The organism is Granulicella mallensis MP5ACTX8 (assembly GCF_000178955.2).
In the GTDB taxonomy this organism is placed as follows: Bacteria; Acidobacteriota; Terriglobia; order Terriglobales; family Acidobacteriaceae; genus Granulicella; species Granulicella mallensis.
This window is the reverse complement of record NC_016631.1, coordinates 650159-674224: the sequence shown is the minus strand read 5'-3', so window position 1 is coordinate 674224 and position 24066 is coordinate 650159. Positions and strand designations below refer to the sequence as shown.

27 protein-coding genes are annotated in these 24066 nt (G+C 59.2%); 6 read left to right on the top strand and 21 right to left on the bottom strand.

The genetic code is table 11. From position 1 onward, the window contains the following. Positions 1 to 39: 39 nt before the first annotated feature. The 18 genes from rplE to rpsL form a co-directional block, all read right to left on the bottom strand. Positions 40 to 588, bottom strand: a complete 549-nt coding sequence (gene rplE / locus ACIX8_RS02895; RefSeq protein ID WP_014263819.1) for a 50S ribosomal protein L5 — start codon at positions 586 to 588, stop codon at positions 40 to 42. A gap of 156 nt (positions 589 to 744) precedes the next feature. Beyond that, positions 745 to 1122, bottom strand: a complete 378-nt coding sequence (gene rplX, locus ACIX8_RS02890) for a 50S ribosomal protein L24 (RefSeq protein ID WP_014263818.1) — start codon at positions 1120 to 1122, stop codon at positions 745 to 747. Positions 1123 to 1202: 80 nt separating this feature from the next. Beyond that, positions 1203 to 1574: a 50S ribosomal protein L14 gene (gene rplN, locus ACIX8_RS02885; RefSeq protein ID WP_014263817.1), complete on the bottom strand. Its 372-nt coding sequence runs from the start codon at positions 1572 to 1574 to the stop codon at positions 1203 to 1205. 93 nt (positions 1575 to 1667) lie between these two features. After that, complete coding sequence (rpsQ, locus tag ACIX8_RS02880; protein WP_014263816.1) at positions 1668 to 2018, bottom strand: 30S ribosomal protein S17; 351 nt, start codon at positions 2016 to 2018, stop codon at positions 1668 to 1670. Between the two features lie 2 nt (positions 2019 to 2020). Continuing rightward, positions 2021 to 2233, bottom strand: coding sequence for a 50S ribosomal protein L29 (gene rpmC, locus ACIX8_RS02875; RefSeq protein ID WP_014263815.1), 213 nt, complete (start codon positions 2231 to 2233; stop codon positions 2021 to 2023). A 93-nt stretch (positions 2234 to 2326) separates the two neighbouring features. Next, entirely contained in the window at positions 2327 to 2761 is a 435-nt protein-coding gene (gene rplP, locus ACIX8_RS02870; protein ID WP_014263814.1) for a 50S ribosomal protein L16, read from the bottom strand. Between the two features lie 172 nt (positions 2762 to 2933). Beyond that, positions 2934 to 3605: a 30S ribosomal protein S3 gene (gene rpsC / locus ACIX8_RS02865; protein ID WP_014263813.1), complete on the bottom strand. Its 672-nt coding sequence runs from the start codon at positions 3603 to 3605 to the stop codon at positions 2934 to 2936. A 131-nt stretch (positions 3606 to 3736) separates the two neighbouring features. Further along, complete coding sequence (rplV, locus tag ACIX8_RS02860) at positions 3737 to 4258, bottom strand: 50S ribosomal protein L22 (RefSeq protein ID WP_014263812.1); 522 nt, start codon at positions 4256 to 4258, stop codon at positions 3737 to 3739. A 47-nt stretch (positions 4259 to 4305) separates the two neighbouring features. Further along, a complete protein-coding gene (rpsS, locus tag ACIX8_RS02855; RefSeq protein ID WP_014263811.1) occupies positions 4306 to 4590 on the bottom strand; it encodes a 30S ribosomal protein S19 in 285 nt (94 codons plus the stop codon). A gap of 101 nt (positions 4591 to 4691) precedes the next feature. Next, the gene (gene rplB / locus ACIX8_RS02850; protein ID WP_014263810.1) at positions 4692 to 5516 is read right to left on the bottom strand and encodes a 50S ribosomal protein L2; all 825 of its coding nucleotides are present in this window, start codon (positions 5514 to 5516) and stop codon (positions 4692 to 4694) included. Between the two features lie 134 nt (positions 5517 to 5650). Continuing rightward, a complete protein-coding gene (locus ACIX8_RS02845; RefSeq protein WP_014263809.1) occupies positions 5651 to 5944 on the bottom strand; it encodes a 50S ribosomal protein L23 in 294 nt (97 codons plus the stop codon). Next, entirely contained in the window at positions 5944 to 6612 is a 669-nt protein-coding gene (gene rplD, locus ACIX8_RS02840; protein WP_014263808.1) for a 50S ribosomal protein L4, read from the bottom strand. The genes ACIX8_RS02845 and rplD overlap by 1 nt, the downstream gene beginning before the upstream one ends. 95 nt (positions 6613 to 6707) lie before the next feature. Beyond that, entirely contained in the window at positions 6708 to 7436 is a 729-nt protein-coding gene (gene rplC, locus ACIX8_RS02835) for a 50S ribosomal protein L3 (protein ID WP_014263807.1), read from the bottom strand. 67 nt (positions 7437 to 7503) lie between these two features. Then, complete coding sequence (gene rpsJ / locus ACIX8_RS02830; protein ID WP_014263806.1) at positions 7504 to 7821, bottom strand: 30S ribosomal protein S10; 318 nt, start codon at positions 7819 to 7821, stop codon at positions 7504 to 7506. 120 nt (positions 7822 to 7941) lie between these two features. Beyond that, complete coding sequence (tuf, locus tag ACIX8_RS02825) at positions 7942 to 9129, bottom strand: elongation factor Tu (protein ID WP_014263805.1); 1188 nt, start codon at positions 9127 to 9129, stop codon at positions 7942 to 7944. A gap of 91 nt (positions 9130 to 9220) precedes the next feature. Next, a complete protein-coding gene (gene fusA / locus ACIX8_RS02820) occupies positions 9221 to 11311 on the bottom strand; it encodes an elongation factor G (RefSeq protein WP_014263804.1) in 2091 nt (696 codons plus the stop codon). 97 nt (positions 11312 to 11408) lie between these two features. After that, positions 11409 to 11879: a 30S ribosomal protein S7 gene (rpsG, locus tag ACIX8_RS02815; RefSeq protein WP_014263803.1), complete on the bottom strand. Its 471-nt coding sequence runs from the start codon at positions 11877 to 11879 to the stop codon at positions 11409 to 11411. A gap of 116 nt (positions 11880 to 11995) precedes the next feature. Then, the gene (gene rpsL / locus ACIX8_RS02810; RefSeq protein ID WP_014263802.1) at positions 11996 to 12379 is read right to left on the bottom strand and encodes a 30S ribosomal protein S12; all 384 of its coding nucleotides are present in this window, start codon (positions 12377 to 12379) and stop codon (positions 11996 to 11998) included. A gap of 550 nt (positions 12380 to 12929) precedes the next feature. Here rpsL and ACIX8_RS02805 point away from each other — a divergent pair. The 3 genes from ACIX8_RS02805 (at position 12930) to ACIX8_RS02795 (ending at position 18317) form a co-directional block, all read left to right on the top strand. Further along, a complete protein-coding gene (locus ACIX8_RS02805) occupies positions 12930 to 13628 on the top strand; it encodes a GNAT family N-acetyltransferase (RefSeq protein WP_190273740.1) in 699 nt (232 codons plus the stop codon). Positions 13629 to 13657: 29 nt separating this feature from the next. Further along, complete coding sequence (locus tag ACIX8_RS02800; RefSeq protein ID WP_014263800.1) at positions 13658 to 15658, top strand: S9 family peptidase; 2001 nt, start codon at positions 13658 to 13660, stop codon at positions 15656 to 15658. Between the two features lie 211 nt (positions 15659 to 15869). Continuing rightward, positions 15870 to 18317, top strand: coding sequence for a hypothetical protein (locus tag ACIX8_RS02795; RefSeq protein WP_014263799.1), 2448 nt, complete (start codon positions 15870 to 15872; stop codon positions 18315 to 18317). A gap of 112 nt (positions 18318 to 18429) precedes the next feature. Here the strand turns inward: ACIX8_RS02795 and nusB are convergent, their stop codons facing one another. Beyond that, positions 18430 to 18855, bottom strand: a complete 426-nt coding sequence (gene nusB / locus ACIX8_RS02790; protein ID WP_014263798.1) for a transcription antitermination factor NusB — start codon at positions 18853 to 18855, stop codon at positions 18430 to 18432. Further along, positions 18855 to 19721, bottom strand: coding sequence for a 6,7-dimethyl-8-ribityllumazine synthase (ribH, locus tag ACIX8_RS02785; RefSeq protein ID WP_014263797.1), 867 nt, complete (start codon positions 19719 to 19721; stop codon positions 18855 to 18857). The genes nusB and ribH overlap by 1 nt, the downstream gene beginning before the upstream one ends. A gap of 67 nt (positions 19722 to 19788) precedes the next feature. Here ribH and ACIX8_RS02780 point away from each other — a divergent pair, with 67 nt between their 5' ends. Next, positions 19789 to 20583, top strand: coding sequence for an enoyl-CoA hydratase/isomerase family protein (locus ACIX8_RS02780; protein WP_014263796.1), 795 nt, complete (start codon positions 19789 to 19791; stop codon positions 20581 to 20583). Between the two features lie 77 nt (positions 20584 to 20660). Here ACIX8_RS02780 and ACIX8_RS02775 read toward each other — a convergent pair whose 3' ends face one another. Continuing rightward, positions 20661 to 21713, bottom strand: a complete 1053-nt coding sequence (locus tag ACIX8_RS02775) for a carboxypeptidase-like regulatory domain-containing protein (RefSeq protein ID WP_052310557.1) — start codon at positions 21711 to 21713, stop codon at positions 20661 to 20663. Between the two features lie 107 nt (positions 21714 to 21820). Here ACIX8_RS02775 and ACIX8_RS02770 point away from each other — a divergent pair, with 107 nt between their 5' ends. Beyond that, positions 21821 to 22354 (top strand): hypothetical protein, encoded by a 534-nt coding sequence (locus ACIX8_RS02770; RefSeq protein ID WP_014263794.1) that lies wholly within the window; start codon positions 21821 to 21823, stop codon positions 22352 to 22354. An 85-nt stretch (positions 22355 to 22439) separates the two neighbouring features. After that, positions 22440 to 23942 (top strand): monocarboxylate uptake permease MctP, encoded by a 1503-nt coding sequence (gene mctP, locus ACIX8_RS02765; protein WP_014263793.1) that lies wholly within the window; start codon positions 22440 to 22442, stop codon positions 23940 to 23942. The last annotated feature ends 124 nt before the right edge of the window (positions 23943 to 24066 follow it).

The window sequence follows — 24066 nt, the reverse complement described above, 5'->3', positions numbered from 1 at the left end:
AAACTTATCGAAACGATTCGAGGCCGAAGCCCCTACAGCTTATGCACCCTGGCGGAACGGCATGCCGAAGTGCTTGAGCAGTGAGCGAGCGCCATTGTCGTCCAGCGCGGTGGTCACAATAGTGACGTTCATGCCCTTGGTCTTGTCCACCTTCGCGTAGTCGATTTCAGCGAAGATCAACTGGTCGCGCAGACCGAGCGTGTAGTTGCCGCGTCCATCGAACGACTTGGACGAAACACCACGGAAGTCACGTACGCGGGGCAGAGCGATCGAGATCAGACGATCGAGGAACTCGTACATCGTATCGCCGCGAAGGGTAACCATCGCACCGATCGGCATACCTTCGCGCAGTTTGAAGGCTGCGATGGACTTCTTCGCCTTGGTGATGACCGGCTTCTGGCCGGCAATCGCGCCGAGATCAGCGAGCAAGGGATCCATGATCTTGACGTTCTGTGTCGCTTCGCCAAGACCCATGTTGATCACGATCTTCTCGAGCTTGGGAACCGCCATAATGTTGTCGAGGCCAAGGTCCTTCTGCAGGGCCAATTTGATCTCGCTGTGGTACTTCTCTTTCAAACGTGCTGCCATGTGGCTTCTTCTCTTTCTCCACGGTTCCGGGGTAGCTTGCGCCGTGTACCGTTTCGTGGGGTGCTCAATTGGAGATGTCAGCTCTCCGTTGTCCGCTCCCAGAAGCCCGTTTCGTTCTCACTGACAACTGAGAACTGACTCCTGAAAACTAATTCCTTACTTCTTGGCCTTCGCCTTTTTCTCAACCTTATCGGCAATCACTACGCCGTTGGTACGAGCAACGCGGGTCTTCTTATTCCCTTCGACCTGGTGGCCGAGGCGAGTTGCCTTGCCTTCGCTATCGACCAGCATCACGTTCGACACGTGAATCGGAGCTTCCTGCTCGGCGATGCCGCCGGCAACATTCCGCTGCGGATCGGGCTTGACGTGCTTCTTGATCATGCCGACGCCTTCAACCAGCACGCGCTGCTTGGCGACGATGACACGCAGGACGCGGCCCTTCTTGCCCTTGTCCTTACCGGCGATGACGATGACCTGATCGTTGCGCTTGATGCGAATCTTGCTGGCGATGATCGGCTTGAACTTGCTTGGCATAACAACTCTCCTGCCTCGGCGATCCACTACCGCGGAGCCGGAATCCGCTTTATTGCGCCGCAAACCAATGCGGCGCGAAACTAAATGACTTCGGGAGCGAGCGAGACGATCTTGAGGAACTTCTTCTCGCGGAGCTCACGGGCGACGGGACCGAAGACGCGCGTGCCAACCGGCTCCATCGCATCGTTGATCACAACAGCCGCATTCTCATCGAAGCGGATATACGTGCCGTCGCGACGGCGATATTCCTTGTGCGTGCGGACGATGACCGCCTTCACGACCTTGCCCTTCTTGACGGTGCCATCGGGAGAAGCTTCCTTGACGGCCGCCGTAACGACGTCGCCGAGACCGGCCTTCTTACCGAGACCGCCACCGAGCGGCAGAATAACCTGGAGCTTGCGGGCGCCGGAGTTGTCGGCGACGGCAAGGATGGTGCGCATTTGAACTGCCATGGTAGATCTCCTTGCAGCAGCGGGAGGCCTGGGCCCCGCGCGGAAACTTGGTAGTACATCGAGGCTGGAAACCAGCCCCTCAAAGCAAATCGATTACGCCTTCTGGATGGCGTTCTCGGCCCGCGACGGCTTCTCGTCAGGCAGAGCCGACAAGGACGAGCGGCGAATGATCTCCTCAAGCGACCAGCGCTTGAGCTTCGACAGAGGACGCGACTCGCGAATGCGGACGACATCGCCCACACGTGCCGAGTTCTGCTCGTCGTGCGCGTAGAACTTCTTGTTCGACTTCATCACGCGCTTGTACTTGGGGTGCGCCTTGCGCATTTCGATCTCGACAACGATGGTCTTCTGCATCTTGGTCGAGACGACCTGGCCGACCTTCTCATTGCGGCGCGGTGCGGCCTGCTCGGTCGCTGGCGCGGTAGTTACGGTGGTATCGGCCATGGTTATTCCTTCCCTGCCTTAGCGGTGGCGAGCTGACGCTCGCGAGCGATGGTCTTGAAGCGAGCAATGTCAAGCTTGAGGCTGCGGATCTTGCTGACGCCCTCCTGCTTGCCGAGGCTCTTAGCGAAGCGGATGCGGAAGAGCTGCTCAGCGGCCTTGGCCTCTTCGCCCTTCAACTCCTCTTCACTCAGACTGCGGATCTTTTCGAGTTCCATAATGACTTCCTTCTATGTTGTTGCCACTGCAAGCGAGGTAGAACAGGTTCCATACGGCGCTTGGAGCAGGCAACCAGAGATGCAAAATAAAAGCTACTTGGCGGCCACTTCGGTCTTCATGCCGGGGCGAACGACGAAGGTGGTCTTGAGCGGCAGCTTGTGCGCCGCGAGACGCATAGCTTCCTTCGCAAGCTCAACCGGAACGCCTTCCATCTCGAACAAAATCTTGCCCGGACGAACGACGGCGACCCAGTGATCCGGAGCACCCTTGCCCTTACCCATACGGGTTTCGGCAGGCTTCTTAGTGATGGGCTTGTCCGGGAAGAGACGCAGCCAGACCTTGCCGCCACGCTTGATGAAACGCGTCATGGCGATACGAGAGGCCTCGATCTGGCGGTCGGTGATGTAGCCGCACTCCAGAACCTTGAGACCAAAATCGCCAAACGAGATGTCGGAGCCGCGCCACGCCTTGCCGCACATGCGGCCGCGCTGCTGCTTGCGGTATTTAACCTTCTTGGGCAAAAGCATGAGGAATTCCTTCTAACGTCCGCGTGATGTTGCAATGAAACGTCCGCGAATGGGTCGGATGATTCAGCCGGGGTCTCTGCACTGGAAGTAGCCGCGCAGACTCGGGGCCAAAGCTTGTTAAGTTTACAGGAAATTTGCGGACATATCCAGCCCGCAAATCTCCCGCAAAGATTTAGAACGCGCCGGTCGTGACAGGAGCCGGTTCGCGACGCTTCTTCTGCTCGTAAATATCGCCGCGATAGACCCAAGTCTTGACACCGATGATGCCGTAGGTGGTGTGCGCCTCGGCAAAACCGTAGTCGATGTCGGCGCGCAGCGTATGCAGCGGCAGACGGCCCTGGAGATACCACTCCGAGCGTGCGATTTCGTTACCGTTCAGGCGGCCCGAAACGCGGACCTTGATGCCCTTGCAGCCGAAACGCAGCGCCGAATCGACGCTCTTACGCATCGCACGGCGGAACGAAACGCGCTTCTCGAGCTGCAGCGCGATGTTCTCGGCGACGAGCTGAGCATCGAGCTCCGGCTTGTTAACCTCGAGGATGTCGATAAAGACCTCGCGGTTGGTCCGCTTCTGGATATCGGCCTTGAGCTTATCGATCTCCGCGCCCTTGCGGCCGATGATGATACCCGGACGCGCGGTGCGGATGATGAGGCGCAGCTTGTTGCCGGGGCGCTCGACCTCGACGGAGCTGACGCCGGCGGCCTTCAGCTTCTCACGAAGCTCTGCCTTCAGCTTGACATCCTCAACCAGCAGCTTGTCAAAACCGCGCTCGGTGAACCACCGCGACTTCCACGGTTTGTTGATGCCGAGTCGGAATCCATACGGATGGACTTTCTGTCCCATAGCTTCCCTTTACCTGAGCCATAGCCGGTTGAGCCGGCGCGGCTGATACTGCAAATTACCTGTTAGAGAGAATCAATCGGTTGCTTTTCTAAACTTCAGTCAACCGATTGCTTCTTGAAATTCCCGTTGAACTACTTAGCAGCAGCCTTCTTCGCTGGAGCCTTCTTGGCAGCAGCTTTCTTGGCTGGAGCCTTGGTAGCGGCCTTCTTCGCGGCGGGCTTGCCGGCAGTCTTCTTCGCCGGTGCAGCTGGAGCCTCAACGTTAGCCGTTGCAGCAGACTTCTTCTCCGCTACGGTGATGATGATGTGCGAGATACGGCGCTGGTAGCGGAAGGCGCGTCCCATTGGAGCAGGGCGGATACGCTTCATGCGAGGGCCTTCGTTCGCGATAGCCGTCTTGACGTAGAGGTTATCGACGTCGACGTCCAGGCCCTGCTCGCCGGAGAGATACACGGCATTCTGCACTGCCGAACGCAGTACCTTCTCGACGATCGGGGACCAACGCTTGTTGGTGAACGCGACCGTGTTGATGGCGGCCTCAACGCGCTGACCCTTGATGAGGTCGAGCACGAGCTTGGCCTTCTGCGGACTGCCGCGCTGGAATTTGGCCTCGGCGCGGAACTCGGGAGCTTTCGGTGCTGTTACTTTTGCCATTGCTGATCCTTAGAACAAAAAGCAAATGCCTTTTGTCGAAATCTTTTTTACTTCGCCTTCGCTGTGTCGCCAGCCTTCGCGGAGTGGCCCTTGAAGGTGCGGGTAGCCGAGAACTCGCCGAGCTTGTGCCCAACCATGTTTTCGGTGCAGTAGACCGGAATGAACTTGCGCCCATTGTGCACAGCGATGGTGTGACCAACCATGTCGGGATGGATGGTGGACCGGCGCGACCAGGTGCGGATGACCTTCTTGTCGTTGGCGGCGTTCATGGTGTCGATCTTCACCATCAGGTGAGCGTCGATGAACGGGCCTTTCTTTGTCGAACGTGACATTTGAACTCCTGGGTACTCGATACAACGAATCTCGTGAGGAGTTCCGAGACTTGGTGTTTGCCCGTCTGCACCGCTTTAGCGGTGCTCCTCCGGGCTGTGAGTTACTTCGTGCGACGCTGAACGATGAACGTATCAGTGCGCTTATTGTTACGAGTCTTGTAGCCACGGGTCGGCTGGCCCCACGGCGTAACCGGGTGACGGCCACCTGAGGTCTTACCTTCACCACCACCGTGCGGGTGATCGACCGGGTTCATCGAGACGCCGCGGTTAGCCGGGCGAATGCCCTTCCAGCGGTTGCGTCCAGCCTTACCGATCGTGACGTTCTCGTGATCGGTGTTGCCGACCTGGCCGATCGTCGCCATGCACTCTACGAGTACCTTGCGAGTTTCGCCGGAGGGCAGCTTCAGGAGGGCGTAGTCGCCTTCCTTCGCGATCAGGTTGACCTGTGCGCCGGCCGAACGCGCCATCTGCGCACCCTTGCCAGGACGGAGTTCGATGTTATGAACGATCGTACCGGTAGGGATGAACTTGAGCGGCAGGGCGTTGCCGATCAGGATGTCGGCCTCGGGGCCGCTCATGATCTTCTGCCCAACCTTCAGCCCAACCGGCTGAATGATGTAGCGCTTCTCACCGTCCGCGTAGTTGATGAGCGCGATGCGAGAGCTGCGGTTCGGATCGTATTCAACGGTCGCGACGGTGCCGGGGATACCGTACTTGTCGCGCTTGAAGTCGATGAGGCGCAGCTTCTGCTTGTGGCCTCCGCCCTGGTGGCGGATGACCATCTTGCCCATGTTGTTACGGCCGCCGGTGCGCGGCTTTACAGCCAGCAGCGGCTTATACGGCTTATCGGTCGTGATATCGTCATTGACCAGCTTCGTCTGGAAGCGGAGGGTCGGCGTAATCGGACGGAAACTCTTAATCGGCATGGTGCTTCTTCCTTTGCCTGCCAGGCGCATATTGGTCTCGCGCCTGGCCTGGATCGTTCTCAGTTCTCAGTTGTCCGTTGTCAGCTTTAAGTCGATCTTCTTCAGAACGGAGAACTGAGAACTGACAACTCGTACTAAATCTCTGCAGCGAAGTCGGGAACCTTCTCGCCGGCCTTCAGGCGGACATACGCCTTCTTCCAGTCGGGGAGGAAACCAGCGAACTTGCCACGACGACGCTCTTTGCCTACAACGTTGGCGGTGCGAATGCTCGCAACCTTGACGTTGAAGAGGTGCTCGACAGCCTGCTTGACCTCGGTCTTGCTGGCATTGGCGGCAACCTCGAATACGAGCGAGCCTTCAACTTCACGGCTCGTCAGGGCCTTCTCGGTGATGAGCGGACGACGAATGACGTTATAAACGGTAGGCATTATGCAGCCTCCTTCTCAGCGTGCTTGCGCTTGGAAACGGACTTCTTCAGCGTCTCCTGCAGGGCCTCGAGCGCGGACTTCGAGAAGATCGCGTGCTCATACTTGAGCAGATCGTAGGGGTGAACCTCGGACGAGAGCACCAGCTCCACACCCTGAAGGTTACGCGAACCGAGATAGAGCTTCTCGCTGAGCTGCTGCGAGGTCTCCACCAGGAGCGCGGTCTTCTTCGCTTCGAGCTTGTTCAGAGCGGTGCGATAGAGCTTGGTCTTGCCTTCGCTCACATCGAAATTCTCAACCACGGTGAACTTGCCGTCAGCAATCTTCGAAGCGATAGCCGAGCGCAGAGCGCCCATCAGCTTCTTGCGCGGGAAAGCATACTCATAGCTGCGCGGCTGAGGTCCGTGGACCGTACCGCCGCCACGCCAGAGGGGAGTGCGGATCGAACCGACGCGGGCACGGCCCGTGCCCTTCTGCTTCCACAGCTTCTTACCTGCGCCGGAGACGAGCTTACGATTCTTGGTGGCGTGCGTACCCTGACGAAGGCTGGCGCGATAGTGCTTGACCGCCTCCCAGAGCAGAGCCTCGTTTACTTCTCCCGCGAAAACCTCGTCGAGCTCGAACTCGCCGACCTTGGCTCCCGTGAGATTGACTACGTTGATGTTTGCCATCTTCTTCTCTCTTCGTGCGCACCATCGATGCGGTGCGCCTTAACTTTGTTCGTCTGCTGTATCGGTCTATTCCCCGAGCAGAGGTTTACGAATGCTTACTTCTTCTTAGGTGCTGCTGCCTTCTTGGAAGCCTTCAACGCGTCCTTCGTAGCGGCACCGGCAAATCCACGACGCTCACGCGGCGGAGCAACGGCCTTCGAAACGAGAACGTATCCATCACGAGCTCCGGGAACCGCGCCCTCAACGAGGAGGAGGTTGTCCTCTACGTCGATGCCGCGAATGCGGAGGTTGCGAACCGTCACCTGGTTGGTGCCCATGTGGCCAGGCATACGCTGACCAGGGAACACGCGCGAGGGGAACGACGAAGCGCCGATAGAGCCCTGCACCTGGAACATATGACCGTGCGACTTGGGACCGCCACCAAAACCGTGACGGCGAATGACGCCCGCAAAACCGCGACCCTTGGAGTTGCCGATCACGTCGACAAAACGGGTCTCATTGAAGATCTCAACCGTGACGCGATCGCCTGCCTTCGGCGCCTCTTCACCCTCTTCAACGAACTCGATCTGAACTTCGCGGATCTCCCTGACAGGAGGCACATTCGACTTCGCGAAGTGTCCGGTCATGGCCTTGTTGATCTTGGAAGCCTTGACGAACTCAACGAGACCGATCTGGGCGGCGCTGTAGCCGTCCGTCTGCTGGGTCTTGAGCTGCGTGATAACGCATGGGCCAACCTTCAGCACCGTAACCGGGTGAATATCACCGCGATCATCGAACAACTGCGTCATGCCGATCTTCTTACCGAGAATTCCTGTAACTGACATACTTCCCTTTCCTCATCATGCTGCGTTGATCGCGGCACTGTAGGTAAAAACCTGTAATCGAAAACTCTTACTTGGTAACCGTCTTGATCTCTACGTCCACACCTGCCGGCAGGTCGAGCTTCATGAGCGCGTCGACGGTCTGCTGCGTGGGCTCAAGGATGTCGATCAGACGCTTGTGCGTGCGGATCTCGAAGGCCTCGCGCGACTTCTTGTCGACGTGGGGCGAGCGCAGAACGCAATACTTGTTCTTCATCGTCGGCAGGGGAATCGGTCCCGCAACCTGTGCGCCAGTGCGCTTGGCCGTCTCGACGATCTCGCTGGTGGAGACGTCCAGGACGCGGTAGTCATAAGCCTTGAGACGAATGCGAATGCGCTGCTGTGCCATGCTGAATCTCTTTCTTATTCAAAGAACGCTTGGAGTGACTGCCGGCCGTCGTACCTCTTGGCGAACCGGCAGTCCTCGTTATCTGTTATCCGAGAAGCAAAACCTTCTTATCGAAGAGTCTTACTTGATGATCTCGGAGATGGTACCCGCGCCGACGGTACGGCCACCTTCGCGGATCGCGAAGCGCAGGCCCTTCTCCATCGCCACCGGGGTGTGCAGCGTGATCTCCAGCGAGATGTTATCGCCAGGCATCACCATCTCGGTTCCCTCAGGAAGCTTCGCCGATCCCGTTACGTCCGTGGTGCGGAAGTAGAACTGGGGACGGTAGCCGTTGAAGAACGGAGTGTGACGTCCGCCTTCTTCCTTGCTCAGAACGTAGATCTCGCCCTTGAACTGGGTGTGCGGCTTGATCGATCCCGGCTTGGCCAGAACCATCCCGCGCTCCACGTCTTCCTTCGCGATACCGCGCAGAAGCAGTCCAGCGTTGTCACCAGCCAGACCTTCGTCCAGCTGCTTCTTGAACATCTCAACGCCCGTAACCACCGTGTTCTGCGTATCGCGGAACCCGACAATCTCAGCCGCCTCGCCAACCTTCACCTTGCCGCGCTCGATACGGCCTGTTACTACGGTTCCACGACCCGAGATCGAGAAGATGTCTTCGATCGGCATCAGGAACGGCAGGTCGACCAGGCGGTCAGGCTGCGGAATGTACTTGTCCACCGCTGCCATCAGCTCGTCGATCTTGGCTTCCCACTGAGCTTCGCCATTCAGCGCGCCCAGAGCAGAACCGCGGATGATCGGAGTCTCGTCGCCAGGGTACTCGTACTTCGACAGCAACTCGCGAACTTCCATCTCGACCAGCTCGATCAGCTCTTCGTCTTCCACGGCATCGCACTTGTTCAGGAACACCACGATGTACGGCACGCCTACCTGGCGAGCCAACAGTACGTGCTCCTTGGTCTGGGGCATCGGGCCATCCGTGGCCGCAACGACGAGAATCGCGCCGTCCATCTGCGCTGCGCCGGTGATCATGTTCTTGATGTAGTCGGCGTGGCCCGGGCAATCTACGTGCGCATAGTGACGGTTCGGCGTCTCGTACTCTACGTGAGAGGTCGAGATCGTGATACCGCGCTCGCGCTCTTCCGGAGCATTGTCGATCGTGTCGAACGAACGGAAGCTGTTCTTCGGGTTGTGCTTCGACAATACCTTCGTAATCGCCGCCGTCAGCGTCGTCTTGCCGTGATCAATGTGACCAATCGTACCGATATTCACATGCGGTTTGCTGCGATCAAACTTTTCCTTCGCCATGACTCTCTCCGTCTAGGTGTATTGCAAATTTCGTTTTGCGCGCGCCGGCTAAACATCACCGGCTCCAGCGCGCGGCTGGCTTACTACGAACTTACTTATCTTTGCCCTGCACCTTTGCGATGATCTCTTCCGAGACCGAGCGCGGCGCCTCTTCGTACTGCTTGAACTCCATCGAGAAGTTCGCGCGTCCCTGCGTGGATCCACGCATGGCAGTGGCATAACCGAACATGTTCGACAGTGGCACTGTAGCCTTGATCGCCTGAACGCCGCCGACCATCTCCATGCCTTCGATACGGCCACGGCGCGAGTTCAAATCGCCGATGATGGTTCCCATATACTCCTCGGGAACCGTCACTTCAACCGCCATCACAGGCTCGAGCAGAACCGGCTTTGCCTTGCGAGCAGCTTCCTTGAACGCCATCGAACCGGCGATCTTGAAGGCCATTTCGTTCGAGTCGACGTCGTGATAGCTGCCGTCGTAGAGCGAAACCTTGATATCGACCATCTCGTAGCCGGCAAGGATACCGCCGAGCATCGCTTCCTGAATACCCTGGTCGATCGGCTTGATGTACTCCTTGGGGATCGTGCCGCCCTTGGTATCGTTGGAGAACTCGTAGCCCTTACCCGGCTCGTTCGGCGAGATGCGAATCTTCGCGTGACCGTAGTTACCCGAACCGCCCGTCTGGCGAATGTACTTGCCTTCGGCTTCGCCGTTGGAGCGGATCGTCTCGCGGTAGTTCACCTGGGGCTTACCAACGTTGGCCTCGACCTTGTACTCACGCATCATGCGGTCGACGATGATCTCGAGGTGAAGCTCACCCATACCGGAGATGATCGTCTGGCCGTTGGTGATATCGGTACGAACCTTGAACGTAGGATCTTCCTGCGCGAGCTTGGCCAGAGCCATGCCCATCTTTTCCTGGTCGACCTTGGTCTTCGGCTCGACAGCAACCTCGATCACCGGTGCCGGGAAATCGATGGACTCGAGAAGAATCGGAGCCTTATCGCTGCAGATCGTGTCGCCCGTGTTGAGGTTCTTGAGACCGACAGCGGCGCAGATATCGCCCGCCATGATCTCGGTAATCTCTTCACGCTTGTTGGCGTGCATCTTCAGCAGGCGGCCGATGCGCTCGGTCTTGCCGGTACGCGGATTCAGGACCGAATCGCCGGTCTTGAGCACGCCCGAGTAAATACGGATAAAGATCAACTGGCCGACGAACGGATCCGTCATGATCTTGAAACCGAGAGCAGCAAGAGGCTCGGTATCGTCGGCATGACGAACCAGCTTGACCTCAGGCTCGCCAGGCTCGGTGCCTTCGATAGGCGGAACGTCGAGCGGGCTGGGCAGATACTCGACAACTGCGTCGAGCAGCGTCTGCACACCCTTGTTCTTGAAGGACGAACCGCAGAGCACCGGGAAGATGTTCATCGCGATGGTCGCCTTGCGAATGGCGCGCTTGATTTCTGCAATCGAGATCTCTTCGCCCTCGAGGTACTTGTTCATGACCTCTTCGTCGGAGTCGGCAACCGCCTCGATCAACTCGCCGCGGAGCTTCTCAGCATTCGCACGGAGACCGGCAGGAATCTCTTCGACGGAGTACTTCGCACCCATCGTCTCGTCATGCCAGAGAATGGCACGCATCTCGACGAGATCGACGACACCGGCAAACTTCGCCTCTTCGCCGATAGGAATCTGAATCGGCACAGCGCGAGCGCCGAGGCGGTTCACGATGGTCGAAACGGCATATTCGAAGTTCGCACCGGCCTTGTCCATCTTATTGATGAAGCAGATACGGGGAACCTTGTACTTGTTAGCCTGGCGCCACACCGTCTCCGACTGGGGCTGCACGCCCTGAACAGAGTCAAAGCAGGCGCAAGCGCCGTCGAGCACTCGCAGAGAACGCTCCACCTCAGCGGTGAAGTCCACGTGACCCGGGGTATCGATGATGTTGATGCGAATACCGTTCCAGGTGCAGGTGGTCGCAGCAGAGGTGATCGTAATGCCACGCTCCTGCTCCTGCTCCATCCAGTCCATGGTTGCGGTGCCCTCGTGCACCTCACCGATACGGTGATTGACACCCGTATAGAAGAGGATGCGCTCGGTCGTCGTCGTCTTGCCGGCGTCGATGTGAGCCATGATGCCAATATTCCGACATTTTGCGAGAGGTACTGTGCGTGCCACGATTCGTATCTTTTCTGCGAACTTGCGCTCGCGGTCAGCCAAACTTCATTCGGCGCAGGAGTCTTGCTGTCTCCTGTCCCCTATTTCCAATCCGCAACTACCAGCGGTAGTGAGCGAAGGCCTTGTTTGCTTCAGCCATACGATGAACGTCTTCCTTCTTCTTCATCGCGGCGCCACGGCCGTTAGCCGCGTCCAGCAGCTCAGCCGTGAGCTTCTCAACCATTCCCTTTTCGCCACGGGCGCGACCGTAGGTCACGAGCCAGCGAATCGCCAGCGAGGTACGGCGCTCAGGATTGACTTCGATCGGCACCTGATAGTTCGCACCGCCAACACGGCGAGACTTCACTTCCAGCATGGGCTTGACGTTCTCGACAGCCTTCTTGAAGAGCTTGAGGGCCTCATCGCCACCCTTCGCTTCGAGGTTGGTCATCGCCTCGTAGAAAATTCCCTGCGCGGTGGACTTCTTGCCACCCCACATCATGCTGTTGACGAACTTCGTAACCAGGGTCGAGCCGTAAATCGGATCGGCTGCGACTTCACGCTTGGCAATGTAACCTTTTCTAGGCATTCTCTTCTTTCTCGTCTTCCCTCAGCGCGGTGACTTCTCACGAACTGAGCCTGTTCTTGCTTTTCTTTTGTCATTCCCGCAGGGAATCTGCTTCCCTGCGGGCCGGTCACAAATCTTTACTTGGCAGCAGCCTTCGGACGCTTCGCGCCGTACTTCGAGCGGCTCTGCTTGCGGTTGGCAACGCCGACCGAGTCGAGCGTTCCGCGAACCACGTGATAACGAACACCCGGCAGATCCTTCACACGGCCGCCGCGGATGAGCACAATCGAGTGCTCCTGCAGGTTGTGGCCGATGCCCGGGATATAGGTGGTGACCTCAATACCGTTGGTCAGGCGAACACGCGCAACCTTACGCAGCGCCGAGTTCGGCTTCTTGGGGGTCTGAGTGTAAACGCGAGTGCAAACACCACGACGCTGGGGCGAACCCTGCAGCGCAGGCGAGGCGGTCTTGTAGCGGGTCGGCGTGCGGCCCTGCTTTACGAGCTGATGAAACGTAGGCACTGTAAAACTCCTTCGGAACTACCCGAGGCTACATTCTTTCGGGTATTGCCCAATTTGCTATGGGCTCGATGCAGGGCAGCTCCTATCGCGCTACTTCCGGCGCATGAACGCACGGAAGGCGAGACGTGCGGACACGCCTCGGCGAAGTTCTGAATCCTGCACGCGGCCGTACTACTCACTGCGTGTACTGCAACTACTCAAAGGCAAATAACAGTCGACGGTGACCGAGAGTTTCAGAGCATCGCTCCGAGTCCGGCTCCGTTTCGCTGTTCCGGCCCACATAGCCCGTCCAAGGTGGAGGGTGTCGCAGGCGCGATCGATAGGCTAACGCCAACCGCAGACTTACCGACTCCCCTCATCTGCTATCCGTGGGAATCCTGCGGTATATCTCTTGTATCCAGTGTAGCGCAGGCGCTGAAGCCTTGCCTGCCGCTAGAACCTCTTGCTGACGGTACGTTCCGGATACTCGCGGAACCTTTTTACTGTAGCAAGAGAGTGGTGGGGCGTCAAGGAAATTGCGGCCTCCGCTATGCTGGTAACAGGAATTTACTTGATTTTGAGCATCGATCCCTTCGCCAACCCGGTCTGGAATGCGCTGCAGACGACCCATCAAGGGCTCGCTCTGACCGCAGGAAGAGCCTGCAAGTACCCGCAGGATGTCGCTCCCTTCGCCGCGGTGGCCGAAAACACCCCCGAAGCGTTCCGCGAGCTGCATTCCCTGCTTCTGCCCGGCGAGACCACCCATGTAGTCAATGAAAAACCGCCGGAGGTGGCTGGCCTGCTTTCGGAGGGCACCTTTGCCTGCCTGCAGATGGCCTTCCCCTTGGCATCAGCCCTCCCTGAAACGAAGCCCCTCGAAATTGCCCCACTCACCTGTGCCGATGCAGCCGCCATGGTGGACCTCACCTCGATTGCCTTTCCTGGCTTCTTTCGCAGCCGTACCTGCTTGATGGGCAGTTACTACGGCGTATGGGAGAACGGAAAGCTGATCGCCATGGGAGGCGAGCGGATGATCATGAATCCCTGGCGTGAGATCAGCGGCGTCTGCACCCATCCGGAACACCGCGGCAAAGGCTATGCGCCGCGAATCATGACGCAGTTGCTGCAGGACCATCGCGACGCCGGTCGCACCTCGTGCCTGCACGTGGTCTCGACGAACCGGACCGCCATTGAGCTCTATCGGCGCATGGGGTTCTCCGTCCTGCGTGAGATTCAGCTTCATCGGGTATCGAGAATCGATTCTGATTAATACACTCCCTCGGTGATACGCTTTCGTGCATGAACTTATTGTCGCGCTGTACCCGCCTGCCTCTCCTCGCAGCCTGTTTTCTCCTCCCCACAGTTCCAGGCCTGACGCAGGCGACAGCACGCGTCAATGCTCCGGGAGCCGTAGCAATCTCTCCCAATGGTTCGACCCTGGCGTGGACGCTACGCGACCGTGAGGACTCGACGATCCACGTTGCAGAACTGGCGCACTTTGGCGACGCCAAGCTGGTCACACCACACGGTACCAGCGACTGCGCCAGCGGGTCCCCCGTCTGGTCGCCCGATAGCCAGACGTTGGCCTTTACTTCATCCTGCACCGGCAAGGATGCCAAGACGGACCAGGAACAGATCTTTCTGTGGTCCAAAGCAACAGGCGAGATCAAGCAGCTCACGCATGTGACAGGAAACATCGAACAGCCTGCCTGGTCGCCGGATGGCAAGCAGATCGCCTTTCTGTTCGTGAAGAACGCTACACGCTCGGCCGGCGCGCTCGACGCGATGAAGCCGTGGGACGGCGTCATCGGCGAAGATGGCGTAGAGATTCAGCAGGTTTACGCCGTCAGTACCACCGATGGGCAGGAGAACTGGGAGACAGCCCCCAGCCTGCACGTCTACGAATTTGCCTGGTCGCCTGACTCCCGGCAAGTGGCCTTCATCGCCGCGAATCCTCCGGGAGAGAACAACTGGTGGGTCGCAAAGCTCTATGCCCAGACCGTTCTTCCACGCGGCGAACAGCCGCATCAGGAACCGGTCGTTGTCCTGGATCCGAACACCGTCACCGGTCCTCTGCATGGCCTCCAGATCGCCGTTCCCCGCTGGTCGCCGGACGGCAAGCGTATCGCCCTTATCGGTGGCCTGATGAGCGATCAGGGCTCCACCGGCGGCGATGTCTGGGTCGTTGACGTGAAGGGCGGCGACCCCACCGACATCACCCCCAACATCGACGGCACCCCCGGTTTCGAAGCCTGGATTAACGACAAGAGCATCGGCTTCGTCGAAGACCGCCGCGGCCACACCGTGCTATCGGACTACAACGTCGCCACACGGTCGATGATTCCGGACAGCGTCATCGACCTGGGTGAAGCGACGGTCAGCGGCGGGCAGATCAAGGACGCCGTCGGCTTCTCCAGCAATGGCGTTCTGGCCTTTGTGAAGAGTGGGCACGACATGGCGCCAGAGCTGTGGGCCGGCACCGGCGACGCTCTTCGCCAGATGACGCACCTGAACGACGGCGCAAGGCCGCTCGCACGTACCGAGTCCATCGAGTGGGAGAACGAAGGCCTCCACGTGCAGGGCTGGTTGACCTATCCGAAGAACTACAACCCAGCCAAAAAATATCCGATGATCGTGACCGTGCACGGCGGCCCCTCGGCCTCGACCGGCTCGCGCTGGGGCGGCTCATCATGGGCTGAGGAAGGCTATTTTGAATTCCAGCCGAATCCGCGCGGCAGCTTTGGCCAGGGCGAAGCCTTCGTGCAGGCCAACCGCAAGGACTTCGGCTATGGCGACCTCCGCGACATCCTCAAAGGCATGGATGCTGTCGAGGCGAAGGTCTCCGTCGACAAGAACCGCGAGGGACTGACAGGCTGGAGCTACGGAGGCTTCATGACCATGTTCGCCGTCACGCAGACCCATCGCTTCCGCGCTGCCATTGCGGGCGCAGGGCTGAGCGACTGGCTGAGTTACTACGGCGAAAACTCTATTGACCAGTGGATGATTCCGTTCTTCGGCGCCAGCGTCTATGACGATCCGGCGGTTTACGCGAAGAGCTCGGCGATCACCTACATCAAGAATGTGAAGACACCGACGCTCGTCATCGTGGGCGATCGCGATGGCGAGTGCCCCGCGCCGCAGAGCTTCGAGTTCTGGCACGCGCTGCGCGATCTGGGTGTCAAAACACAGCTCGTGATCTATCCGAATGAGGGCCACGGCTTCCGGAACCCCGATCACATTCGCGACCGCAAGGAGCGCGAAGTGAAGTGGTTCGCGGAGAACATGCCGGAAAAGCAGTAAACGAGGAGTAGCAACCAGGCAACAGCGAGAGTTGGGGAGTATCTGCGACCGCCAGAGAACCCCAATTTTCGCTGTTTCCTATTGGCTGTTTGCTATTTCTACCTTTCCCATTTGCTCGTGGCCCGTCCAACCCCTAAACTGGACACTCGGAGTTTCAGCGGTTGGCGGTTAGACCGTTCAGCTTGAGTTCCGGTTGGACGGGGAGGTCTGAGTGCGGCGGTTAGTCAGTCTGTTGGTTCTTATTTTCTTTACTGTGCCTTTCGGCCTGTCTGTGGCCGGTTGCAGCAAGAGTACGCCTGCGCAATTCTGCAACGGCCTGGACTCCGGCCCGGTCGTTGGACAGGTCGCGAGTATTACGTTATCGGCAACGTTGGCGACAACCGACGAGTCGCTCAGCTATGGCCAGATCGGTCAGGCACTCAATGCGAACGCCATCGACTGCAAAGGCAATGCTGTTTCTGTCAAGTCGTTTGTCTATGCCACCTCGGATACGTCGTTGACCAATGCTGACATCAATCCCGGAACCGGTTCGGTATGCGCCGGCTCCTGGAACCGCAATTCGGGCTCAGGTATTCAGGATTTCACCACCTGCACTGCCCCGAAGGTACCTTCGTCGAATCACCTGTACTTCGTTACGGCCACGGCCAACGGTGCTACCAGCAACGCGATTCCCGTCTACGTGCATCCGACGGTAACCAGCGTCACCATTGGAGGCGGGACGTGCCCAAACGGGCCAGATCCAACCGTAACGGATCCCTCCAGCGAGTGCTGCCCGACGGCCACCACCGCTCCTTCTACGAACACCATCTACGACGGAACCGGTTGCCTTTCGCAGACCCAGACTGCCAGGCTCGTGGCAAAGGTCTACACCAATGGAACGACCAACCCAGCCGACAACATCACCTGTGACGTAGGCAACCTGAGCTTTGCCGCGCAGGGAACGAATAACGTCGTCACCATTGACGAGAGTGGCGTAGCCACAGCGCAACAGCCTGGTTCGGCCACCATCACAGCTACCGTCTCGAGTTCAGGTTCGGCCGACACCGCAGGGTACTTCTCTACCTGTCCGCCGGCGTCGATCGTCCTCACCGCTCAGGGACAGCCCAATCCCCAGGGGCCCATCAGCGTCGCCCTGAACAACACCCAACCGTTCACAACCCAGGTGCTGGATACACACGGGCTGCCCATCACGGGACTTCAGCTGGAGTACACCTCGACCACCCCGGAGACACTTCCGGGCGCAGCCACAGTTACCCCGATATTCCCGGGGTCGGCGACCATTACCGCTGTCTGCCAACCGGGCACCTGCAACCCCTCTCCCTTCAGCCAGATTGGACTGAACGGCAATGGCAAGCCAATTACTTCTAACGGCATTACCGTCAACACCGTCGCCAACAGTTCTACGGTGCTGTATGTCGCCAGTATGCAGTCGCAGTATCTCTACCCGTTGGATTTCACTACCAACCAGCAGCCTCCCCTGATCAAGTTGCCGTACGTCCCGAACTCGATGGTGATCACCCAGGACGGCACAACCATCTATATGGGCAGCACCCAGGCACTCATGACATTCGCTACGGCGAGCAATTCAGTGTCTTCGGTTAATACCAACGTCGTCGGCTCAGTACTTGCCGTTTCACCCGATGGTTCAACACTGGCGGTAACAGACCCTACGCGGCAGACAGTTTCACTAATCTCCAGCACGGGCACCATCACAGCGACCTATAACGGTGTTGGAACCCACGCGGAATGGTCTCCTGACAGCCAGACTGTTTACATCACCGGAACCGCTCAGTCCTCTGTCCCTAATACACTGGGCCCCACGCAGTTGCTGGTGCACTCGATCTTCAACGGCTGGACGGCAATTACGCCGGATCAGCCCTACAACGACGTAGCGGTGATGGTCCCGGCTATTGGAGCCTACTTTGCCGGGGATAAGAGCACCGAGGGCCGCAGCTATTGCTCCAGCACCACCTTTGGCCTCGGGACTCCTCCTATCGCCACCAATACTCTGTATCCGATAGCCGATACCAATGCAACCGCCCTGACCGATCGCCTGGCTGCAACGGCAGATGGCAAGCATATCCTCGGAGCGCAGGCTTCGGGATTGGTTCTCTCGGACATCAGCGTTACGACGCCTACCACTTCACAAAATGGGATTACAACCCTCCAGGCGTGCCCCACGGTCGTCCCACCGAATTACTTCACCAGTTCGGCGATGACCTATCCGCTTACGGGTGTTACAGCCACCAGCATTACCGGTGTAGTCCCTGCGAGCAGCTCGACGGTATCGTTCGTTACCTACATGGGTTCAAGCGGAATTCTGCCGATGTACCTCATCCCCAGCTCAGGCGGCAAGGGCACGATCACTCCCGTCACCCTGACAGGCGGAGCGAGTCTGGCTCCTGTGGCAGGTGTCTTCAGCACCGACAACCTGAACTTCTATGTCGGGACATCTGGGGACAATCTGGTTCACACCATCGCAGTCAACTCAAGTGGTGCAACGCCAACGGCAGCCGATTCAGGCACGCCGATTGTTCCGAACCTCCCCTGCGCAACCGGTAGCACCTATATCGTCGCCAGTCCTCCCTGCCCGGCCAATGTCACGGTCGGCACACCCAACCTGCTGGTACAGCGTCCGAAGAAGTCCACCACGCTGTAAGCACAAGCACTGCAATAAGAAAGGCCCTCCGAATCGGAGGGCCTTTCTTATTGCGGTGCTTGTTGTTTCCTGATTCCCTGTACGCTGTTTTCAGGCTCTGTTTTGCTGCTTTTTATAGCTTCAACCGGACTTCCAGTAACTCGCGTCCGATCGCATCCAGAACACCATTCAGAAAGTGAATGCTCTCCGGTGCGGCATAGCGGCGGGCGATCTCCAGCGTCTCATTGATGATGACCGCAGCGGGTGTCTTGGGATATCCCACCATCTCCGCGACAGCTGTGCGCAGCAGGTTACGGTCGACGACCGGCATACGCTCCAGCCGCCAGTTCTGCGCATGCTTCTGGATCAGCGCATCGACCTCGTCCTCGCGTTGCGTAGCGAGGCGATGGAGATCGTCGGCAAAGCCACGCGTCTCATCATCGACATCTTCGCGCGACGCCCAGAACAACTCCTCGACCTCTTCCGGCTTCTGCTTGCCGAGGTCACCCTGGAAGAGCATCTGCATGGCTAACTCACGGGACTTGCGACGAGTGCCCATTAGTTCTTCCCTGCCAGCTTGCCCTGAATCGACGCCATCTCGATGACCGCAATCGCCGCCTCGAAGCCCTTGTTCCCGGCCTTCAGTCCGGCGCGGTCAAGCGCCTGTTCGAGCGTCTCGCAGGTAAGAACACCAAAGCCATGAGGAATGCCGGTCTCCTGCTGCGACTGCCCAATCCCGCGCGCGACCTCGGTGTAGATGGCCTCATAGTGCGCCGTCTCACCACGCAGCAGAACACCCAGGGTGATCACTCCGGCAAAGCGTTTCGACTCAGCCAGCGTGCGTGCGGCGGAGGGAATCTCCCACGCGCCGGGGACGCGCACAATCTCGACGTCGTCCTTCGCACAACCACTGCGATGCAGCGCATCGAGCGAGCCCTGCAACAGGCGATCGGTGATCACCGCGTTCCAGCGGGCGACGACGATCGCGAACTTCTTGCCTGCCGCCGAAAGATCGCCTTCCACGGCGATCGGACGGTTGTGGAGCGGATTCTCCGACTCCCAGAAACCAAGCTGTAACCCGGGCGCAAGATCGACCGTGAAGATGCGCGAGTTCCAATGCGTCGGCGCAACCTCGGTGAGTTTCGCGGCGCTGACGTTCTCCGCGCTCTGTACGGCAAGCCAGCCCTGCACGGCAGCATACACAGCATCCAACTGTGTGACCTCGACCAGCAGCCCCGGAACGGCGGGTGCACGGCCGGTAACAAGCTCCAGATTGCCTACCGGAGCGAGAAACGCCGCACCGCGTCCGGAGCTGTCGTTCCAACCCTTGCCTTCTTCAAAACCCAATGCGCGAAACAGGCTGTTGAGCCTGTCGAATCCTTCGTCCGAAGCGATAGCCGCAACCGATGTAATTCCCTTAATCATAGGTTCGATTGTATCGTCAGCTTGGGACTACAGGCTGTGATTGCACAGAACATCGAGGGGTGATTTTATGTCCGAACCAATTCGTCACAAGACATTGCGGCACGAACGTGAAGGCGCGATTGCGACCGTCACTCTCGATCGCCCCGAGGTACTGCACGCACTCGACGCCACGATGTTCGATGAACTCGTGCACACCTTCAGCACGCTGGCGAGTGATGAGGCCGTGCGCGTCATCCTGCTGACCGGCTCAGGCGACCGAGCCTTCGCTGCCGGTGCGGATATTCGCGGCCTGCTTGAGACCGATGCGCTCTCCGGCAGACAGATCTCCGATCGTGGGCAGCAGGTCTTCGCGCAGATCGAGCGCTGCGGCAAGCCGGTGATCGCCTGCGTGAACGGCGTCGCGCTGGGCGGCGGCTGCGAACTGGCCCTGGCCTGTACGCTGCGCATTGCCAGCGACAAGGCGCGGCTCGGACTGCCGGAGGTCAAGCTGGGGCTCATCCCAGGTTATGGAGGAACGCAGCGGCTGACGCGTCTGATCGGTCACGGCGCGGCCCTGCGCATGATGCTGACTGCAAGCATCGTCGATGCCCATGAAGCCCTGCGGATCGGTCTGGTGGAAGAAGTCGTGCCCGCGGCGGAACTGATGACGCGCGCACGGCAACTCGCCGAGACGATTGCCGTGATGGCGCCGCTGGCCATCTCCGGCGTGCTGGAAGCGGTCGAACGCGGCGAAGGACTGCCACTGTCCGAAGGCCTGCGTGCTGAGGCGGATATCTTCGGACGGCTATGTGGCACCGCCGACAAACAGGAAGGCCTGACAGCGTTTCTGGCCAAGCGGGCCGCAGTCTGGCAAGGTCACTAGAGCAGAGACAGGAATTAGGGAACAGGTTGAAGCGTTGTGCTTCGCTGTTTCCTGTTTCCTACTTCCTGTTTCCTGCTCTACGGTTTGCTGCTTGAATGCGTTGTGAGCTTACGCAGGACGAACTCCTGCAACAGGTTGCTCGCGCCATTGAAGGCTATGCCGACCACCCCGTTGGAGATCGTCAGCCCCGCACCCTGGCGGCTGCTGGCAGGATAGTAAAGGTTCGAGAGGCCTGCGGCACTGAAGTTGCCCAGGATGCCGGAGTAGCTCGGCTGCCAGCGCCCGTTATCGCCACGGATGATGACCGCCGTCGACAGCGCATAACCTGCCCGTGACCAGAAGCTGCCGGTGCCTTTGTAAAAGTATCGCGGGTCCTGCCGGAAGAGAATCGGAAACACAGCACCGCCAAGAATATTGCCAGTACTCTCTGTGGCCATACCAGCGCCAAAGCGCTTCCCGTAGCCTTCCGCTCCCTGTCCAAAGCCGGGATAATCGTTCTGTGCCTGCTGGATTCCTGCAAATCCGGCTTCGATGATAAAGCTCGAAGGATCGATCGTGGACTTCCACGCAAGCTCGAACTTCTGTCTCTTCGCCATCGGAGGGGCGTTCCAGTCATAGGCAACGTAGTAGTTGGGGATAGCGCCCACCAGCCGCTGCTTCTCCTCGGCCTTTACCTCCGGCTCCGCCACGTCGTAGCGCGAGAGCGATACATCCACGCTCGAATGGGCGGTGGCCACGCGTAGAACAATCTTCGGAACCAGATAGGTTTCACCAGCCTGCATGGTTCCCGAGGTGAGGGTGGGTTCGAGCCCTTCGCAGGTGACCGTGAGCTTGAAGTCTCCCGCTGCTACGTCCGGAAAGACAAAAGCGCCACCGGCGTCGGTCGTCGCTTCGCGCGCCTGCGCTGAGCTCCCCGTCACAAGCGTCACATGGGCCCCTGCGACGACAGTTTCCCCAACATCGATCACGATGCCGCTGATGCTTCCAGGAAGCTGTCCTTGAGGCGTTATGGCTTGTGGCGAGGTTGCAGGCAAGGATGGCTGCTGGGCACAGGCCAGAACTGGCAAAAACCACAGAAAGACGCACGCGAGCAGAAGCTCCGAAACCGGCAGGCGCCACCAACGGTCCATGTCGCCCGTAGTTCGGGTACTCCACATCCTCTGAGAATAGCCGAACACCACGAGTTCTCCCCCAATTTCTAAAACGCAGCCAAAGCGGCGCTTGTTATCCTGTTGCGGTGAATACACGCGCCCTCTGCCTCTCTCTTCTGCTTGTCCTGCCCCTCGCCGGTTGCCACGGACACTCCACCTCGGCCCCTGCCAGCGCTCAGGCCGTCGCCGACCAGCATGCAGTGTTAGAAGCAGAACGGGAGCAGTTGGATAGCATCCCTCCACCCTCGAAAAACCGATACATGGCGGTGCATACCTATGAAAGCTGGGAAAACCCCTACGTCACCGTACAGGCCGGCATGGTAACCCTACACGTCCTGTTGGCTGACGCCAACACCAGCGACTATGGTGCAGGCGGCATCCTTCGCCCTGTCGGCGCGCGGAGGCAGGAGCTGAACTTGAGCATGGAGAAGCTGGGCGAGGCCATCAGCGCGGTCCCACAAACTTCCTGGCCCTACGGTCGTGTCATCGCGATTGAAGAAGCGCACAAGGTCCCAGCCAGCGCGCAGCCCCAGATCCGCCGCACCATGGAGACCGCCGTTGGAACCCTCAACGATCTCGGCATCGTAGTCTACGACCTGAACGACGGAAAGCTTCAGTAGCAGGAAACAGCCGAACGGGTTGGAGTGTCATAGCACAAAGCTGTTTCCTACTTCCTGTTTCCTGCTGAACCACCACCAACTCCCTATGCACACCACAGCCCTCGCGGTCTTCTGCTTCTTCTTTCTCTTCGTCACGGTGGCAGGCTTTATGGCCGCGCGCTGGCGCAGACCCGATGCCGGGATGCACTCGCTGGAAGAATGGGGTCTCGCCGGACGCAGCTTCGGCACATGGATTACGTGGTTCCTGGTCGGTGGCGATCTCTACACGGCCTACACGGTGATTGCCGTCCCCGCAGCGCTCTACGGCGCGGGCGCCATGGGCTTCTTCGCCTTGCCCTATGTCATCATCGCCTACCCCTACATGATGGTCGTAATGCCGAGGCTGTGGCGCGTATGCCAGCGCAACGGCTATGTGACGCTGGCCGACTTCGTGCGTGGACGCTACGGCAATCGCTGGCTCGCCGTGGCGATTGCCGTCACCGGCATCCTAGCGCTGATGCCCTACATCGCGCTGCAGCTCGTAGGCATGCGCGTCGTCTTCAGCGCGATGGGCCTGCACGGCGAAACGCCGCTGGTAATCGCCTTCCTCGTGCTCGCGGCTTACACCTACTCGAGCGGTCTGCGTGCGCCCGCGGTCATCGCCATCGTCAAAGACGTGATGCTATACATCATGGTCGCCGCCGCGATCATCCTTCTGCCGATCAAGCTCGGGGGCTACGCGCATATCTTCGCCGTCGCAAACCAGCAGCTCTCCCTGCATACACCTCCGGGATCGATCTTCCTGCGACCCCAGCAGTTTCTCGGCTACTCAACATTGGCCATCGGCAGCGCCATCGCGCTGATGCTCTATCCGCACACCGCGACAGCCATCCTCAGCGCGAAGGACGGCAACGTCATCCGCCGCAACGCGGCGCTGTTGCCCGCGTACAGCTTTCTGCTGGGGCTGGTTGCCCTGCTCGGATTCATCGCCCTGGCTGCAGGCGTGGCGACGAAGGACACCAGCGCCGCCGTTCCACTGCTCTTCCTCAAGATGTTTCCCGAGTGGTTTGCCGGCTTCTGCCTGGCAGCCATCGCTGTCGGTGCCCTGGTGCCCGCCGCCATCATGTCGATTGCCGCGGCAAACCTCTTCACCCGCAATCTGCTGGGTGAGTTCCGCCGCACCAGGTTGAGCGACCGCGGCGAATCGACTACGGCCAAGATCGTAAGCCTCGCCGTAAAATTTGGCGCGCTGGCCTTTGTGCTCAAGCTGCCCACACCGTACGCCATCGAAATGCAACTGCTCGGCGGCATCTGGATCGCCCAGTTATTTCCCTCGGTCGTCATCGGAGCCTTCACCCGCTGGATGAACCCCTGGGCACTGCTGTGCGGCTGGGCCGCAGGCATGTTCTGGGGAACGCAGATGGCCGCCTCCCTGGGGTTGAAGAGCTCCGTGTATCCGCTGCATCTCTTCGGTGGAACCTATGCGATGTACGCTGCCGTGCCCGCCCTTTTGCTGAACCTTCTAATCAGCACTTCGCTGACACTCCTGCTCCGTTCCCTGAAGGTTGGAGAAGGCTCCGATGCAACAGCCCGCGAAGACTACGCTTAGCGCGCAATTAAGATCGATGTGCCATTGTGTTCTTATTCCGTTCCCCCACAGAAACGTCATCCTGAGCGAAGCGTCCCGGCCTTTGGGGACGCGTAGTCGAAGGACCCCGATGCTTGCAATCTTG